The organism is Streptomyces exfoliatus, from assembly GCF_000725545.1.
In the GTDB taxonomy this organism is placed as follows: domain Bacteria; phylum Actinomycetota; class Actinomycetes; order Streptomycetales; family Streptomycetaceae; genus Streptomyces; species Streptomyces exfoliatus.
Map to the genome: position 1 here is coordinate 21505 of NZ_JNZP01000014.1, position 14456 is coordinate 35960.

A 14456-nucleotide genomic window follows, 5' to 3' on the forward strand; every position below is an offset into this window, starting at 1 on the left:
TGGCAGGGGTCTTCGGACTCGGCGCAGCCACCTGACGGGCGTACGGCGGACCGGGCGCGCGTTCCGGTCCGCCACATCTCACTCCGCGCCCCGGGGTTCCGGCGAGCTGTGCCGGCCGCGGGCGTAGAGGCGGCCCAGGGGCTCGGTGCTCAGGCCGTGCAGCACGATGCTGACCATGACGGTGATCACCATCACCCGCGAGATGAAGTCGCCCCCACCGGGGGCGGGCAGTTCGAGCGCGGCGAGCAGGCCGAAGACCACCGAGGTCACTCCTCTCGGCCCCATCCACCCGAGGAACAGGGCGTCGGGCAGGGGCAGGTCCGTCCCGATCAGGGCGAGCGTGACGGGCACCAGGCGCACCAGGGTGACGGCGAGCAGCGCGTAGAGGATGACGGAGAGGTGGAAGCCGTCCCAGAACTCGTCGTTGACCAACTGGCCGAAGAGGAACCAGAGGGCGAGTGTCAGCAACGTCACCAGGTCGTCGGTCATCGTGACGGTGCCCTGCGGGAGACGCCGCATCGCCGGAGCGATGCAGACACCGGCGACGAAGGAGGCGACGAAGCCGTTGCCGCCCATGGCCCCGGACAGCGAGTACGCGGCGACGGGCACGCTCAGCACCGCGAGCCGCGTCGCGACGGGCAGCGTCCAGCCTCCCTCCCAGGACCGGCGCAGCAGCCATCCGCTCACGTAGCCGACGAGTGATCCGGTTCCGACGGCCACGACCGCCGCTCCGACGGCGTGAAGGAGGGCGTCGGCGTAGTCCGCGCCGGCCGTGTGGGTCTCGGCGGCGGCGGCGAGGCAGAGCAGGAACAGCGGTGAGACGATGCCGTCGCTCAGGCCGCCCTCGACGACGAGTACGTCCCGGAGGCGCGCCGGGATGCGCTTGTCCTTCACGACGGCCGCGGTGGGCGCCAGGTCGAGGGGGACGACGACGGTCGCCAGGGCCGCCAGGACCCATCCGGGCTGGTCGGGGAAGAAGACGAGCGCGGTCAGGAAGGCGGCGCCCAGGGTCATCGGCAGCGCGGCCCCCAGCAGGCGGGCGATGACCCGCCTCTCGCGCCGGATGACTCCTGCCGGAACCTCGGTCGCGTCGACGAAGAGCAGCAGGGCGAGGACGACCTCCACGGCGTGCTCGAAACCGGCCATGTCGCCGAGGTCGAAGACGAGCGGTGGGTCGGAGCCACTGGTGAGGGCGATGCCCGCCCCCATCATGGCGACCGGTGCGGTGATGCTCCAGAGCGCGAGCCGTCGTGAGAGGACGCACCAGGTGAACAGGATGCCCGCGATGACGGTTACGGCAAGCAAGACCATCCGCGCTTTCGGAGGGGTTCCCGGAAAGACGCAGCGTAGGGCGAATGCCGCGCGGCTCGTGCGAGCACGCCGACGGCCGCGCGTCCGGTCCCCCGACGTCACCGAGGCGACGCGTCCACCTGGCGTACGCGCTGTCGACCTGGGAACGGCCGTGCTGCTCCTGCGTGCCGCGCCCCCGCCACTCCCGACGCACGGCGCGTGCGGCGGGGGGTGGCGGGGGCCGTGCGCGATCAGGCGCGCGTGTTGACGCTCACCGGCCACGATCCGGTGGGCGGCGTCCAGCCCTGAAGCGTGGCCGGGATGCCGACGCGGGTGTTGCAGTTGATGACCTGGAAGTGGAGGTGCGCGCCGCTCGCCGCCCCGGTGGCGCCCGACCAGCCGATGATCCGGCCCTGCGGGACCCAGTCGCCCGTGTTGTAGATCGCCCGGTTGAGGTGCGCGTAGTGGGTGCACTGGCCGTTCGAGTGGCGGATGATGACCTCGATCCCGTTCTGCCAGTACGGCGACCAGTCCGAGACGAGAACCGTGCCGCCCTGCGCGGCGGAGACCTCGTAGTTCGCGGGCAGTCCGAAGTCCCAGGCGTACTCGTTGTACGGGCCGGTGTGCGAGTACGTGCCCTCGGGGCCTTGGGTGACGAGGTAGGACTCACCTGCCGGGTAGGGGAGTTCGTAGTAGTAGTCGACGGCCGAGGCGGGAGGGGCCGCGATGAGGCCGATCCCCGCGACGGTGAGTGCCGAGCTCGCCATGGCGCCGAGTCTGAGGAGAAGTCGTCTCGCCTTGCGCACTGCACGCCTCCTGTGGAGAGTCTGCATCGGACGGGCAACGCTGGCATCAACTTTCCCGTGGGACAAGGCTCTTGAAAGAACTTGCAGAAAGTCGGTGAAGGCCGGCTCAGGAAAGTGGCGCGTGAACCGATCTCGGTCAGGCGGGAAGCGGAACGCCGTGGACCGCATCGATGGCACCGCCCGGTCCGTCCCAAGGGCGACCGTCAGGGGCGCGGTCCCGTCGGCGAGCGGGAGGGGCGATGGGAGGCGTCGACGAACACCCGCATACCGCGTAGACAGGCCGGACGAGGCCCCGGTCCTGGTCATCGGGCCGTCCCTCGGCACCACATGGCACAGGTCGTAGGACCCTTCCGCAGCAGTCCGCGCAGTCCGCGCAGTCCGCGCAGTCCGCGCAGTCCGCGCAGTCCGCGCAGAGCGAATACCGCACGGTGCGCGGCGCTCGGTCTGCCTCACTCCGCAGAGACTGTGACACCTCGTGACACGACGAAGCTGAGGGGCTGCTCTACCTGCTGATCATCGGCATCGTCCTGATCGCGGCGGGCACCGTCTACCACGGCATGCGTCTGCGCCATCCCGACGCCCCAGCCTGCGCTGATCCGTCAGGCTGGGCTGCCCCACGACCGCTTCCCAGGTGCGGGGACGCCTCCTGCCGCTGGATCGCCGGTCGGCCACGTGCAGAGAGGGCACGGTCACTCGAACGCCCGGGCGGCCTTGCCCCCCACCCGCCCCTGTCATGGCATGGAGTGAGGGCCGTGCGCCCGCCCCGGCGCCGGCCTCCACATGAGGAAGGGCGCCATGTACGTTCGTACGATCCACGCGATGGATGATCCGGTCACGCTCGCCGAGGCCGTCGACGGCCTCGGCACCGAAGGCCGCACGCTGCCGGCGGAGCAGCCCGGCTGCCGCGGCACGGGCTGTCCGCCGGCTCTCGACCGGATCGTGGCCGTCCCGGCCCCGGCCCCGGCCGCTCGGAGCTGACTCCGTCATGGATCTCGGCCACGAAGTGCCCGCGCTCGTACGCGAACTGGCCCGGCGGGCTGACCCGCAGCGTCTGCGACATGACGTGGAACACCTTGCCGACCGCCCGCGCAGCCGGATCCGTGCCCCCGAGGCCATGCTGCGCGCCGAGGCCCATGTGACGAGTGAACTGGCCGTTGCGGGCTGGTGGACGGAGCGGCAGCCGTTCGACGTACGGTGGCGCCTGGGCGGCACCGACCGTCAGACCAGTCGGGCGCTCGCGTTCCAACTCCGTCTGCACCGGCGGCTGACCGGCGCGAACCTCCTGGCCGGGCTGCCGGGAGGCGACGCCCGCCCCACGGTGGTCGTCGGAGCGCACCTGGACACCGTCGCCGACAGCCCCGGAGCCGACGACAACGCCTCCGGAGTCGCCGCGCTGCTGGAGATCGCGCGGCTCCTCGGCGGGCTGCCGCGACCGCCCGCGGTGACCCTCATGGTCTTCGACATGGAGGAACTGGGGATGATCGGTTCACGGGTCGCTGCCCGGCGGCTCCGCCACACCGGGCGGGTCACGGGCATGATCTGCCTGGAGTCGGTCGGCTTCTTCGCGAACGAGCCCGGAACCCAGCTGATGCCCAGCGGCTTTCGCGCGGCCTTCCCCCAGGCGGCCGCGGCGGTCCGCTCGGCCGGGCAGCGAGGCGACTTCACCCTCGTGGCCCACCGGCGCTCGTCGGAGGCGGCGGCCGCACTGTGGCGCCGGGCAGCCGAGGCCGCAGAGCCCTCACTGCCTGCTGTCACACTGCGCGACCCGCGTCCCGACGGCCTGCGGGGCGCACTCGTCGGCCTCGGGGTACCACCGTTGATCCAGCTCGACCGCAGCGACCACGCGTCCTTCTGGAACGCAGGAATTCCGGCCATGATGCTGACCAGTACGGCGAACTTCCGGAACCGCAACTACCACCGCCCCACCGACACCCCGGACACCATCGACTACCGGCGTCTGGCGGCGGTCGCCGTCGCGACCGCCGCGACCGCTGTGGCCTGGTCGGTCGGCGGACCCGGTTGATCACTGCCTCCGCGTGGTGCAGGAGCACGACCGCGAGAGTTCGACGGGGGCTTGGCCCGTTCGTGGCCGGCTCTTGAGGATCGAATGCTGGGATCCGGGGCGGAGCTGTCGTGGTGGGTATCGCCCCGGTATTCAGAGGAGTTCAGGCGGGACGCGGTGCGCGTTGTCCACCTGCGGGCCGGACGGTCGGCTGGGCGACCTCCTGCTCATGGTCTGTGCTGCGGAGATGGCGGTGGGTGACCCTTCGACACCGGTGCCCCTGCGCAGTTTGGGGGCCGACGCCGTATGCGGCGAACTGTCTGTCGGTGTGGTGCCCGACGTGGGGGAGGGCTGGCACGTGCTCGCCGGGGTCGGCGCGGCCTCGTTCCGTACGGCGAGTTCGAGAAGCCGGGCGTGGGTGTCAGGCGTCGATGAGCGCGGACGACCCCGAGCGCCTGGGCAGCGAGGCATCCTTCGCCGCGCTGTGCGGGGTCAGCCCCGTCGAGCGATCCTCGGGCGCGAGGCAGCACCGTCGCCTCAACCGCGGCGGCGACCGACGGGCCGACGCCGCCCTGCACCGGATCGTGCAGCCCCGCCGGCGCCTCGACCCGCGCACCCAGGAGCACTACGAGCACCGTACCCAACAGGGCAAGACCCGGCGCGAAATCGTCCGATGCCTCAAACGCTACGCTGCTCGTGAGGTGTTCCACCTGGTCAGGACCACCCATTCGTATCCGTCGCTATAGGGGCTGTCGTGACAGATGAAGGTGTGAACCGGTGAGCGAGACCAAGATCGATACGCTGCAGTACCGCGTCGACGGGCCGGAACAGGCTCCCGTCCTGGTCATGGGGCCGTCCCTCGGCACCACATGGCACATGTGGGACCGGCAGATACCCGAGCTCACCCGGGACTGGAAGGTCGTGCGTTTCGACCTCCCCGGGCACGGTGGGGCGCCCGCCCAGCCGTTCAGCTCCGTCGCCGAGCTCGGTGACCGGCTGCTCGCCACCCTCGACGAGATCGGCGTCCAGCGCTTCGGTTACGCCGGCTGCTCGCTCGCCGGCGCCATCGGCCTGGACCTCGCCCTGCGGGCCCCGCACCGGGTCGCCTCCCTCGCCCTCGTCGCCACCTCGCCCCGGTTCGGCACCGCCGACGAGTTCCGGCAGCGCGGTGTCATCGTCCGGACCAACGGCCTCGAGCCCATGGCCCGTACCGCCCCCGAGCAGTGGTTCACCCCGCTCTTTGCCGGCGCGCAGCCCGCCATCGTCGACTGGGCCGTCCAGATGGTCCGTACGACCGATCCCGGCTGCTACGTCGCCGCGTGCGAGGCCCTCGCCGTCTTCGACGTCCGCGAGGCCCTCGGCCGTATCGGCGTCCCCGCGCTCGTCCTCGTCGGTTCCGAGGACCAGGTCACCGGCCCCGCCGAGGCCCGCACCCTGGTCGCCGGCATCGCGGACGCCCGCCTCGCCGTCGTCCCCGGAGCCTCGCACCTCGCCCCCGTCGAGCAGCCCGCCGCCGTCACCGACCTGCTCACCGAGCACTTCGCGGGCACCGCCCCGGAGACCAGCGGCACGCTGACCGTGCCGCCCCTGCCGGTGTCCCCTGTCCCCGTGGCCGTGCCCGCCCCCGCCGCCGAGCCCGCGGAGGCCGGTCGCCCCGACCCGTACGAGCGGGGGCTCGGGCTGCGCCGGGAGGTCCTCGGCGACGCCCATGTCGACCAGGCCCTCGCCGACGACCCCGACGGGGGCTTCCAGGAGCTGGTCACCCGCTACGCGTGGGGCGAGGTCTGGAGCCGTCCGGGACTCGACCGGCGCACCCGCAGCGTCGTCACCCTGACGGCCCTCATCGCCGGCGGTCATCGGGAGGCCCTCGCCGACCACACCCGCGCCGCACTCCGCAACGGCCTGTCGCCCGAGGAACTGCGCGAGATCGTGCTCCACGCGGGCGTGTACTGCGGCTTCCCCGCCGCGGACACCGCGCTGCGGGTCGTGGCCCGCGTCGTCGAGGAGGAGACGACGCCCCCGGCGTAACCTGGCGGCGTGAAGCTGACGAAGAAGTCCCACGCGTGCGTGCGGCTGGAGAAGGACGGACGGACGCTCGTGCTGGACCCGGGAGGGTTCACCGAGCAGGACGCGGTCCTCGGGGCCGACGCCCTCCTCGTCACGCACGAGCACCCCGACCACTTCGACGAGGGCCGCCTGCGCGCGGCCCTGGACGCCAACCCGGCCGCCGAGATCTGGACGCTGCGCAGCGTCGCCGAACAGCTCTCGGCGGCCTTCCCCGGGAGGGTGCACACCGTCGGTCACGGCGACGCCTTCTCGGCGGCGGGGTTCGACGTCCAGGTGTACGGCGAGCTGCACGCGGTGATCCATCCGGACATCCCGCGCATCACCAACGTCGGCTTCCTCGTCGACGGCGCCGTCTTCCACCCCGGCGACGCGCTCACCGTCCCCGACCGGCCCGTGGACACGCTGCTGCTGCCCGTCATGGCCCCGTGGAACAAGATCTCCGAGGTCATCGACTACGTCCGCGAGGTCAAGCCGCGCCAGGCCTACGACATCCACGACGCCCTGCTCACCGACCTCGCCCGGCCCATCTACGACCGCCAGATCGGCGCCCTCGGCGGCACCGACCACGACCGGCTCGCCCCCGGCGCCTCCACCGAGCTCTGAAGGGCCGCCGACGAGCCGTCCCTGCCCGGTGAGGCGTCGATTGTCGGACCCCGCACGTAGGCTTGCGGGCATGCGCATCGCCACCTGGAACGTCAATTCGATCACCGCCCGGCTGCCCCGGCTCCTGGCCTGGCTGGAGAGCAGCGGCACGGACGTGCTGTGCATCCAGGAGACCAAGTGCACCGCCGAGCAGTTCCCCACCGAGGAACTGCGCGCCCTCGGGTACGAGTCCGTGGTCAACGCCACGGGCCGGTGGAACGGCGTGGCACTGGTCTCCCGCGTCGGCCTCGCCGACGTGGTCACGGGCCTGCCCGGCGGCCCAGAGTACGACGGGTTCGAGGAGCCCCGGGCGATCTCGGCGACGTGCGGCCCGGTCCGCGTCTGGTCGGTGTACGTGCCGAACGGCCGGGAGGTGGCCCACGAGCACTACGCGTACAAGCTGCGCTGGCTGGAGGCGCTCAAGGCGGCCGTCGCGGACGACGCGGCGGCGGACCGGCCCTTCGCCGTCCTCGGCGACTACAACATCGCCCCGACCGACGACGACGTCTGGGACATCGCCCTGTTCGAGGGCGCCACGCACGTGACGGAGCCGGAGCGGGCCGCCCTGGCCGGCCTGCGCGAGGCCGGTCTGACCGACGTGGTCCCGCGCCCCCTCAAGTACGACCACCCCTACACGTACTGGGACTACCGCCAGCTCTGCTTCCCGAAGAACAAGGGCATGCGCATCGACCTGGTCTACGGCAACAAGCCGTTCGCCGAGGCGGTCACCGACAGCTATGTGGACCGTGAGGAGCGCAAGGGCAAGGGCGCTTCGGACCACGCTCCCGTCGTCGTCGACCTGGACGTCTAGGCCCTGCCCAGAGGCCCTTGGCGCATCGGGACAGCCGAAAGGGCGCCCGGCCTGGAACTTCAGGCCGGGCGCCCTTTCGTCGGGGCGTGCGCGTCAGGACGCGGAGGCGCTGTTCGCCGCGGGTGTGCCGGCCAGGATCGTCTCCTCCACCGCTTCGTACCGCATGCGCTGGTCGGCCGGGTCGCGTTCGGAGAGCACCGTGCCGAGCCAGCCCGCGAGAAAGCCCAGCGGGGCCGAGACGATGCCCGACGTGGTGAACGGGAACCAGTTGAAGTCCTGGTCCGGGAAGATCGCCCGGGGCGATCCGGACACCAGGTTGCTGCCGGTCATGAGGATGAACGCGGAGGCGCTGCCCACGATGAGCGTGCAGAGGAGTCCCGTACGGGAGTAGCGGCGCCAGAAGAGGCTGTAGATGAGGGCCGGTGAGACCGCGGACGCGCCGATGCAGAACGACAGGGTGAGCAGTGCCTGAAGGTTCAGATGTCGTGCACCGGCGGCGATCGCGATCGCCACGAGCCCGACGCCCGCCGCGGCGGTCCGGGCGATGGCCATCTCCGCGGAGTCCTTCAGTTGCGCCTTGCGGCGCAGCCCGTGCGTGATGAGGTCGTGCGCCAGGGTGTTGGCGCAGGCGAGGGTGATCCCGGCGATCGAGGCCAGCAGGGTGAGGAAGATGGCTGTCGCCACGGCCGTGAACAGCAGTGTCTCGACGGTCGTCTGGTCCGTGCCCATGACGGCCTGGCTGACCATGAGGAACGCTGTCTTGCCCTGCGGGTCGCCGGCGACGATCCCCTGGTGGCCGACGATCGCCGCCGCGCCGAAGCCGATGACGGCGATCAGCAGACAGGTCACGACGACGGTCGACACGGCCCAGGACATCGAGCGCCGCACGGCTGCCGCGCTGCGCGCGGTGAACATGCGCATGGTGATCTGCGGCAGCACCGCGGCGCCGAGCACGACCGTCAACTGAGTGCTGATCATGTCGAGTTCGTTGCCGCCGAACTGCAGACCGGAGGCGAGATAGGCGTCTCCCGCCCCGCTCCCGCGCTTGGCGGCGTCCAGCAGGGAGGGCAGGCTGAAGTCGAAGCGGTTGAGGATGAGCGCGGCGATCGCGAGGGACGCGCCGAGCAGGACGACGGTCTTGACGATCTGGATGAAGGCGGTGCCCTTCATGCCGCCGATCGCCGCGTACGCGATCATCAGCAGGCCCAGGAACACGATCGCCCCCGTCTTGAAGCCGTCGGCGTCGAAGCCGAGGACGACGGAGAGGAGATCGCCGGCGCCCGCGAGCTGGAAGATCACCAGCGGCAGCAGTGCGGTCAGGGTGACCGTGGCAGTGGTGATCCGCACGGCGGGGCCGGGGAGACGCCGGGTGAAGACGTCACCGATCGTGAACCGGCCGGCATTACGCAGGGGTTCGGCGAGCAGGAACATCATCAGGACCAGCGAGAGCACGGTGCTCAGAGCGAGCGTGACGCCGTCGTAGCCGACGAGCGCGATGATGCCGATGGTGCCGAGCACGGTGCCGGCGGAGATGTAGTCGCCGGCGATCGCGAGGCCGCTCTGCACGGGGGAGAGCGAGCGGTAGCCGGTGTAGAACTCGCCCAGGTCGTCACGATCGGGGCCGGTCATCACGCACAGCAGCAGCGTGACAGTGATGACCGCGATGAACGCCATCAGCGACATGGTCTGGGCCCCGGAGCTGAAGCTGGTCATGCGCGCCCACCTCCGGTGGGCCGCTGCCACACGGGACGTCCGGAGCGGCTCTGGCGTTCTGGCCGGGGCGCGGCTGCCGCGGCCGCCTGCTCGGCGCGTTCGCGGATCGCCGCGACGAGCGGGTCGACGCGTATGCGTGCGATCCGCTCGTACAGCGCGATCGCAGCCAGCGCCACGGGCAGCTGGAGGAGCCCCAGGACCAGACCAGTGGTGAGACCGCCGGTGATGTTGCCGGTCATCATCGAGGGGGCGTAGCCGGACAGGAAAAGGAAGATGACGAAGTAGCCGAGCGCGGTGAAGGTGGCGACGCGGCGGAGCCTGCGGTAGGCCGATCCGAGCCGACGCAGATCCTCACGATCATCGGTGGCGGCGGGCGGTTGCGGCTGCGGGGACGCGTCCCAGGGCTGCTGCGCGGAGTCCCAGCCCTGCGGCGAGGAGTCCCACGCTCGCGGGGACGAGTCCCAGGCTGCCTGTGGATCGGTGTCCCAGGACGGCGATCCACCCTCCCAGGAATGCGAGGCCGCCTCTTGGCGGTGCCGCCCGGAATTCCGGTGCTGCGGTACGGGCGGTGGGCCGGGGAAAGGCTGGTGATACGACATCGATCTCGCTCCTTGCCGCCCCGGTGAGCGGGCGGGTGGCGCTGGTGGTCCGCGTACGTTACTCATGGGTATAGCCCCTGCGTAAGGGGGTTTCCGACCGCTTGGTATGTCGGTTCGGTGACGATCCTGTGTGCGGCGACGGAATCCGCGGTAACCCCCGTCGTGGATCTTTCCGCAGGTCACAGGTGAGTCTCGGGCCGCCCATGGGGCCGGGCAGGCGGCTCGGCGCGACCAGTCCGGGGAATGCGCCGGGCGGGCGACGATGTGGTCGGGTGGATGCACTCGGCTGCCTCCGGCCCGGATCGGCCTGGCCTGCTGCCGATGTCCTGGACATGGGCGCCCCTGGTGGGGCCACCCGGAGGCGGACGTGAGGAAGGGGCGCCACCCGGGCTGGGTGGCGCCCCTTCATCGCTGTTGCTCCGTCCCCTCGTACGGCCCCGAACGACTCCCTGGCCGAGTCCGGTTCGCGTGCGGTGTCACGCGTTGAGCGGCAGGCTCAGTAGGCGAGGGTCACAAGCAGGAGCGCCCGGTGGACGGGGAAATAGCCGCCCGTGTAGACGCACGTGTAGTGGACCCTGTACCCCCGCGACGCGTAGTAGTACCGGTAGTACATGCCGCGGGCCTCGCACTCCGGCCACAGGTACACGCCGACGTGGTACGTCCGCACACGGGTGTAGGACGCGGCCCGGCTCGCGGCCGCGGAGGCGGACGTGACGCCGAGCGCGGTGGCCGACTGGGTTACGGACGTCGGCGCGGCTTCAGCGCTGCCGGCGGTGCTGATGGTGCCGAGGGCCAGCGCGGTCGCGAGCGTCGCGACCGTGGCCGCCTTTCGCAGGAGCAGTCTCATCGGGTCTCCTCTGATCTCGAGGACGTGACGGTGCAAGGGGGTCGTCGCGATGACCTACCAGGTGGGCCCGGAGTGGGGGCGCTCCTCCGCGCGCCGTCGGGCCTCCTCCTCCGCGAGCCGGGCCTGGTGGGCGGCCTCCTGCTGGGCGCGGAACGCCGCGTGCTCCTGCTCGGCGCGCCGGCGGTTCTCCTCGATGATGCGTACTTCGTCGTCGCTCAACGGCATGACGTCGTCCTCTCTGCCAGGAGGCGCTGTCGGCCCCACTGCTTCGAGTTTTCGCTGCCCGGAGGTTGTTGCGCAGGCCGGTGCCGACGACGAAACAATCCCGCCCCGGCGCTGCCGCGCGACGCGAAACCGTCTTGTCGTAGGGGCACCGGAACCGGTTGGGTGCGTGATCGGCAGGTCGGCGGCGGATGTGCCGTCGCGCCGGACGGGGGTGGGTTATGGGGCGTCAGGAGAAGCCGCTCGATCCGGAGCAGGGCCCGGTGGCCCGGCTGGCCCACGATCTGCGCCGGCTTCGCCGGGAGGCGGGTGGTCCCACGTACGCCGCCATGGCTCGGCGGGCCGGATACGCGGTGGCGACACTGTCACCTGCGCTTCAGCCCGGACGGCAGAACGCTGATCGCTCTGCGCGAGCAAGGAGCCGAACGCATCGACACCGTCACCGGGGACACGTTGGACGAACTGGCGCAACGCGGGCTCACCGAGGTGTGCTTCAGCCCCGACTCCCGGTTCGTCGTGGGCGTCACCAACGACCGTCTGCTCGTATGGCGCAACACGCGCAACCCGCCCGACTGGCAGGATCCGTACAACGAGTGGGACGGATCGATGCTCCTGAACCTGCCCCTGTCTCCGCAGGACAAGCCGTTCAGCGTACGCATCGACACCGCGGCCGGCGTCATCCGCTACATGGGCATGGGAGGACGCACCGTACGCACCATCAACGCACGTGACATCCTCACCGCGGTCTGGGACGACAAGAAGCGCCCTCCCTCCCTGCCCAGCCCCACCGGACACGTCACCGCGGTGCCGAGGAACACGGGCCACGAGCTTTCCTACGAGCTACGGGACACGGGAACCGGCCACCTCATCGGCACCACTCCAGGCGTGCGCTCCCTATGGACCTCCGCCGCCCGGCAGCGGACATCACCATGCGTCGGGGCCGGCAGCCGCCCGATCCCCTCGCCGTGGTGAACGCGGGCGGAAAACCCGTCGTGTACGGGATCGTCTCGACGCAGGTCTGGGACCTCATGAACTCCAAGCCGCTGACACCTCTCCGGGAAGGGATGTCCGCGACACGGATGGCGCTCCACCCCCGCACATCGCTGATGGCCCTCAACGACGGGACGGTCCTGAAACTCCCCACGGGCCGACTCCTGCGCGACCGTACGGAACGGGACCTCGGTGACGCGATGACGTACAGCACCAGCGGCGACCTGCTCGCCGTCGCCGACGGCTCCGGCCGGATCCTGCTGTACGACGGTGCCACGACGTCGCCGCGGGGCGCACTGGTCGGCGGGGAGCCGGACGGCCCGGACGGCACTCCGGTCGCCGTCACCGCCCTGGCGTTCTCCCCGGACGGCCGCACACTCGCCGCCGGGACCCGGGCGGGCGGCATCCGGCTGTGGGACATCCCCTCCCGCACCGTGATCGGCGCACCTCTGCCCACCAGCGGGGACAGAGTGCGCACCCTCGCGTTCTCCGCGGACGGCCAGTCCCTGCACATTCGGGGAGCCAGCACCCGGCCACGTACCCAGCTCTTCACCCCGGAGCACCTGGCTGCCGAGCTGTGCGCCCGCTTCGGTTCCCTCACCCGCGGCCAATGGACGACGTACATCCCGGACGAGGAGTACCGCGACATCTGCTGAACAGGGCTGAGCTCGCCGACTCGTCATGTCGGTGTCATTGCCGCTTCGTCTCGTGGCCGCTACCTCGATCAGCGCCGCGGCTCCGCGTGCCTGGTGGCCCAGCGGTAACCGGTGGGCCTGCGTCCCGCGAGGATCCGCAGTTCCCTCTCGCACAGCCGCGCGAGATCGGCGGACAGTTCGACGGGTACTGCACGCTCCTCGGTGGCGGCACACAGGTGGTCGATCACCGCAGCCGGCTCGTCGAAGTCGCCGACCGGCGCACTGCCGGCTGATGCGGGCGACCACTCACATCCCATGACATATGCGCACCGTACTGGTCACGGGCTAGGCCCTGTCCTCTGGATCAGGCGGGCTCCCGGACCGGTTCCGGCCCGGCCCGGCGGTGGGATGATCTCCGCGCGCCGGGTGGTCGACCCGGAGGTGACGGTGCGAGGCTGTTCTGATGAACATCCCGTTTCTGGACCACTGGCGCAAGCGGCATGAGCCCCCCTCTCCCGGTGCCTCGCTGGCCGCGGCCTTCGACCGCGACCCGGAGGGAGTGGGTGAGCTGCTCGCCGAGTGCGAGCTGCTGCGCGCCCGGGTCGAGGACGCCGGGGTGTCGCTCGACGACACCCCGCGTTCCCTCCAGGAACTGGACCAGCTGCCGCCGCGCTGGCGCGACGATCCGGAGGAGCTGCCCTGGGTCGGGAACGACGCCGGGCTCTACCTCGGCACCGTGATCGTCCGGAACGTGCGGGGCGCCCGCTGGCAGGTGCTGCCGAGCGGTGGACCGGTCGTGCGGCTCGCCTCCGGCCGGGAGATCCATGTCGTCGAGGCGGGTCTCGACTGGGCGATGACGGGATCGCCCGAGCTGTCCCAGGTGTACGCGGAGGCCGCCGAGTACTGAGCGCGCCCCGCCCGGACGGGCGGCCCCACCGCCATCTGTCGTACCGCCGCGCCACCCTTCCGCAGTAAATACGGCTTTTGCCGTTTTCATGCGTGTCGGCCGTGAAGTCCCTTTTCCGGTGGATAGCTTGCGTTGACTCGACACCGCTGAGAAATGGGGCAGGGCAGCGTATGGCCGTCGTCGATCCGCTGATCGAACTGCGTGGCGTCAACAAGCACTACGGCTCGTTGCATGTCCTCCAGTCCATCGATCTCACCGTCGGCCGGGGGGAGGTGGTCGTCGTCATCGGCCCGTCCGGGTCCGGCAAGTCCACCCTGTGCAGGGCGATCAACCGCCTGGAGCGCGTCGAGTCGGGCGAGATCCTCATCGACGGACAGCCGCTCCCCGAGGAGGGCAAGGCGCTCGCCCGGCTGCGGGCCGAGGTCGGCATGGTCTTCCAGTCGTTCAACCTCTTCGCGCACAAGACCGTCCTCGCGAACGTCTCCCTCGCCCAGCTCAAGGTCCGCAAGCGCAAGAAGGACGAGGCCGACCGGCGTTCCCGCGAACTGCTCGAACGCGTCGGACTCGCCGCGCACGCCGACAAGTACCCGGCCCAGCTCTCCGGCGGCCAGCAGCAGCGCGTGGCCATCGCCCGCGCCCTCGCCATGGACCCCAAGGCGCTGCTCTTCGACGAGCCGACCTCCGCCCTCGACCCAGAGATGATCAACGAGGTCCTGGAGGTCATGCAGCAACTCGCCCAGGAGGGCATGACGATGGTCGTCGTCACCCACGAGATGGGCTTCGCCCGCTCCGCGGCCAACCGGGTCGTCTTCATGGCCGACGGGAAGATCGTCGAGGACCGCGCACCGGAGGACTTCTTCACCGCCCCGCGCAGCGAGCGCGCCAAGGACTTCCTCTCCAAGATCCTCAAGCACTGAGCGGGGTG

16 protein-coding genes and 1 pseudogene are annotated in these 14456 nt (G+C 71.0%); 10 read left to right on the forward strand and 7 right to left on the reverse strand.

From position 1 onward, the window contains the following. Positions 1 to 78: 78 nt before the first annotated feature. A complete protein-coding gene (locus tag IO20_RS0117055; RefSeq protein ID WP_030551142.1) occupies positions 79 to 1305 on the reverse strand; it encodes a cation:proton antiporter in 1227 nt (408 codons plus the stop codon). A 236-nt stretch (positions 1306 to 1541) separates the two neighbouring features. Further along, on the reverse strand, positions 1542 to 2057 hold the full coding sequence (locus IO20_RS0117060; RefSeq protein ID WP_211270385.1) for a M23 family metallopeptidase: 516 nt from the start codon (positions 2055 to 2057) through the stop codon (positions 1542 to 1544). Positions 2058 to 2915: 858 nt separating this feature from the next. Between IO20_RS0117060 and IO20_RS41420 the strand changes: the two genes are divergently transcribed. From IO20_RS41420 to IO20_RS0117095, 6 genes and pseudogenes are all read left to right on the forward strand, one after another. Then, the gene (locus IO20_RS41420) at positions 2916 to 3074 is read left to right on the forward strand and encodes a hypothetical protein (protein WP_157850785.1); all 159 of its coding nucleotides are present in this window, start codon (positions 2916 to 2918) and stop codon (positions 3072 to 3074) included. Between the two features lie 7 nt (positions 3075 to 3081). Further along, on the forward strand, positions 3082 to 4119 hold the full coding sequence (locus IO20_RS41425; RefSeq protein ID WP_051874519.1) for a M28 family peptidase: 1038 nt from the start codon (positions 3082 to 3084) through the stop codon (positions 4117 to 4119). A 413-nt stretch (positions 4120 to 4532) separates the two neighbouring features. Continuing rightward, positions 4533 to 4844, forward strand: a pseudogene (locus IO20_RS0117080) (transposase); the annotation flags it as partial. A 31-nt stretch (positions 4845 to 4875) separates the two neighbouring features. Further along, positions 4876 to 6126: a bifunctional 3-oxoadipate enol-lactonase/4-carboxymuconolactone decarboxylase PcaDC gene (pcaDC, locus tag IO20_RS0117085; protein WP_030551151.1), complete on the forward strand. Its 1251-nt coding sequence runs from the start codon at positions 4876 to 4878 to the stop codon at positions 6124 to 6126. 9 nt (positions 6127 to 6135) lie between these two features. Next, complete coding sequence (locus IO20_RS0117090) at positions 6136 to 6768, forward strand: MBL fold metallo-hydrolase (RefSeq protein WP_030551153.1); 633 nt, start codon at positions 6136 to 6138, stop codon at positions 6766 to 6768. A 70-nt stretch (positions 6769 to 6838) separates the two neighbouring features. Beyond that, the gene (locus IO20_RS0117095; protein WP_030551155.1) at positions 6839 to 7618 is read left to right on the forward strand and encodes an exodeoxyribonuclease III; all 780 of its coding nucleotides are present in this window, start codon (positions 6839 to 6841) and stop codon (positions 7616 to 7618) included. Between the two features lie 93 nt (positions 7619 to 7711). Here the strand turns inward: IO20_RS0117095 and IO20_RS0117100 are convergent, their stop codons facing one another. The 4 genes from IO20_RS0117100 to IO20_RS40335 all read right to left on the reverse strand — a co-directional run bounded on the left by IO20_RS0117100 (position 7712) and on the right by IO20_RS40335 (position 11002). Beyond that, positions 7712 to 9331, reverse strand: a complete 1620-nt coding sequence (locus IO20_RS0117100) for a sodium/solute symporter (protein WP_030551157.1) — start codon at positions 9329 to 9331, stop codon at positions 7712 to 7714. Then, entirely contained in the window at positions 9328 to 9930 is a 603-nt protein-coding gene (locus tag IO20_RS36670) for a DUF485 domain-containing protein (protein ID WP_063761409.1), read from the reverse strand. The genes IO20_RS0117100 and IO20_RS36670 overlap by 4 nt, the downstream gene beginning before the upstream one ends. Positions 9931 to 10426: 496 nt before the next feature. Next, positions 10427 to 10777 carry a hypothetical protein gene (locus IO20_RS0117110; protein ID WP_030551161.1) on the reverse strand — a complete coding sequence of 117 codons (351 nt, stop codon included), beginning with the start codon at positions 10775 to 10777 and terminating at the stop codon, positions 10427 to 10429. A gap of 54 nt (positions 10778 to 10831) precedes the next feature. After that, the gene (locus IO20_RS40335; protein ID WP_157850786.1) at positions 10832 to 11002 is read right to left on the reverse strand and encodes a hypothetical protein; all 171 of its coding nucleotides are present in this window, start codon (positions 11000 to 11002) and stop codon (positions 10832 to 10834) included. A 450-nt stretch (positions 11003 to 11452) separates the two neighbouring features. Between IO20_RS40335 and IO20_RS0117120 the strand changes: the two genes are divergently transcribed. Together IO20_RS0117120 and IO20_RS0117125 are read left to right on the forward strand one after the other, a co-directional pair. Beyond that, positions 11453 to 11971, forward strand: a complete 519-nt coding sequence (locus IO20_RS0117120; RefSeq protein WP_030551162.1) for a hypothetical protein — start codon at positions 11453 to 11455, stop codon at positions 11969 to 11971. Continuing rightward, a complete protein-coding gene (locus IO20_RS0117125) occupies positions 11929 to 12645 on the forward strand; it encodes a WD40 repeat domain-containing protein (RefSeq protein WP_030551164.1) in 717 nt (238 codons plus the stop codon). The genes IO20_RS0117120 and IO20_RS0117125 overlap by 43 nt, the downstream gene beginning before the upstream one ends. Positions 12646 to 12713: 68 nt before the next feature. On the opposite strand, the gene IO20_RS40340 is transcribed toward IO20_RS0117125, so the two are convergent. Beyond that, positions 12714 to 12941, reverse strand: a complete 228-nt coding sequence (locus IO20_RS40340) for a hypothetical protein (RefSeq protein ID WP_157850787.1) — start codon at positions 12939 to 12941, stop codon at positions 12714 to 12716. Positions 12942 to 13087: 146 nt separating this feature from the next. Here IO20_RS40340 and IO20_RS0117135 point away from each other — a divergent pair, with 146 nt between their 5' ends. Both IO20_RS0117135 and IO20_RS0117140 read left to right on the forward strand, forming a co-directional pair. Next, positions 13088 to 13531 (forward strand): DUF6278 family protein, encoded by a 444-nt coding sequence (locus IO20_RS0117135; RefSeq protein ID WP_030551165.1) that lies wholly within the window; start codon positions 13088 to 13090, stop codon positions 13529 to 13531. A gap of 170 nt (positions 13532 to 13701) precedes the next feature. Further along, a complete protein-coding gene (locus tag IO20_RS0117140) occupies positions 13702 to 14448 on the forward strand; it encodes an amino acid ABC transporter ATP-binding protein (RefSeq protein ID WP_030551166.1) in 747 nt (248 codons plus the stop codon). The last annotated feature ends 8 nt before the right edge of the window (positions 14449 to 14456 follow it).

What these genes read in the sequence shown, in the direction of transcription:
- IO20_RS40335 (WP_157850786.1), bottom strand. Translation starts at nt 11,002, where the DNA reads ATGCCGTTGAGCGACGACGAAGTACGCATCATCGAGGAGAACCGCCGG.
- IO20_RS0117140 (WP_030551166.1), top strand. Translation starts at nt 13,702, where the DNA reads ATGGCCGTCGTCGATCCGCTGATCGAACTGCGTGGCGTCAACAAGCAC.
- IO20_RS41420 (WP_157850785.1), top strand. Translation starts at nt 2,916, where the DNA reads ATGGATGATCCGGTCACGCTCGCCGAGGCCGTCGACGGCCTCGGCACC.
- IO20_RS0117060 (WP_211270385.1), bottom strand. Translation starts at nt 2,057, where the DNA reads ATGGCGAGCTCGGCACTCACCGTCGCGGGGATCGGCCTCATCGCGGCC.
- IO20_RS0117110 (WP_030551161.1), bottom strand. Translation starts at nt 10,777, where the DNA reads ATGAGACTGCTCCTGCGAAAGGCGGCCACGGTCGCGACGCTCGCGACC.
- IO20_RS40340 (WP_157850787.1), bottom strand. Translation starts at nt 12,941, where the DNA reads ATGGGATGTGAGTGGTCGCCCGCATCAGCCGGCAGTGCGCCGGTCGGC.
- IO20_RS36670 (WP_063761409.1), bottom strand. Translation starts at nt 9,930, where the DNA reads ATGTCGTATCACCAGCCTTTCCCCGGCCCACCGCCCGTACCGCAGCAC.
- IO20_RS0117095 (WP_030551155.1), top strand. Translation starts at nt 6,839, where the DNA reads ATGCGCATCGCCACCTGGAACGTCAATTCGATCACCGCCCGGCTGCCC.
- IO20_RS0117100 (WP_030551157.1), bottom strand. Translation starts at nt 9,331, where the DNA reads ATGACCAGCTTCAGCTCCGGGGCCCAGACCATGTCGCTGATGGCGTTC.
- IO20_RS41425 (WP_051874519.1), top strand. Translation starts at nt 3,082, where the DNA reads ATGGATCTCGGCCACGAAGTGCCCGCGCTCGTACGCGAACTGGCCCGG.
- IO20_RS0117125 (WP_030551164.1), top strand. Translation starts at nt 11,929, where the DNA reads ATGCGTCGGGGCCGGCAGCCGCCCGATCCCCTCGCCGTGGTGAACGCG.
- IO20_RS0117135 (WP_030551165.1), top strand. Translation starts at nt 13,088, where the DNA reads ATGAACATCCCGTTTCTGGACCACTGGCGCAAGCGGCATGAGCCCCCC.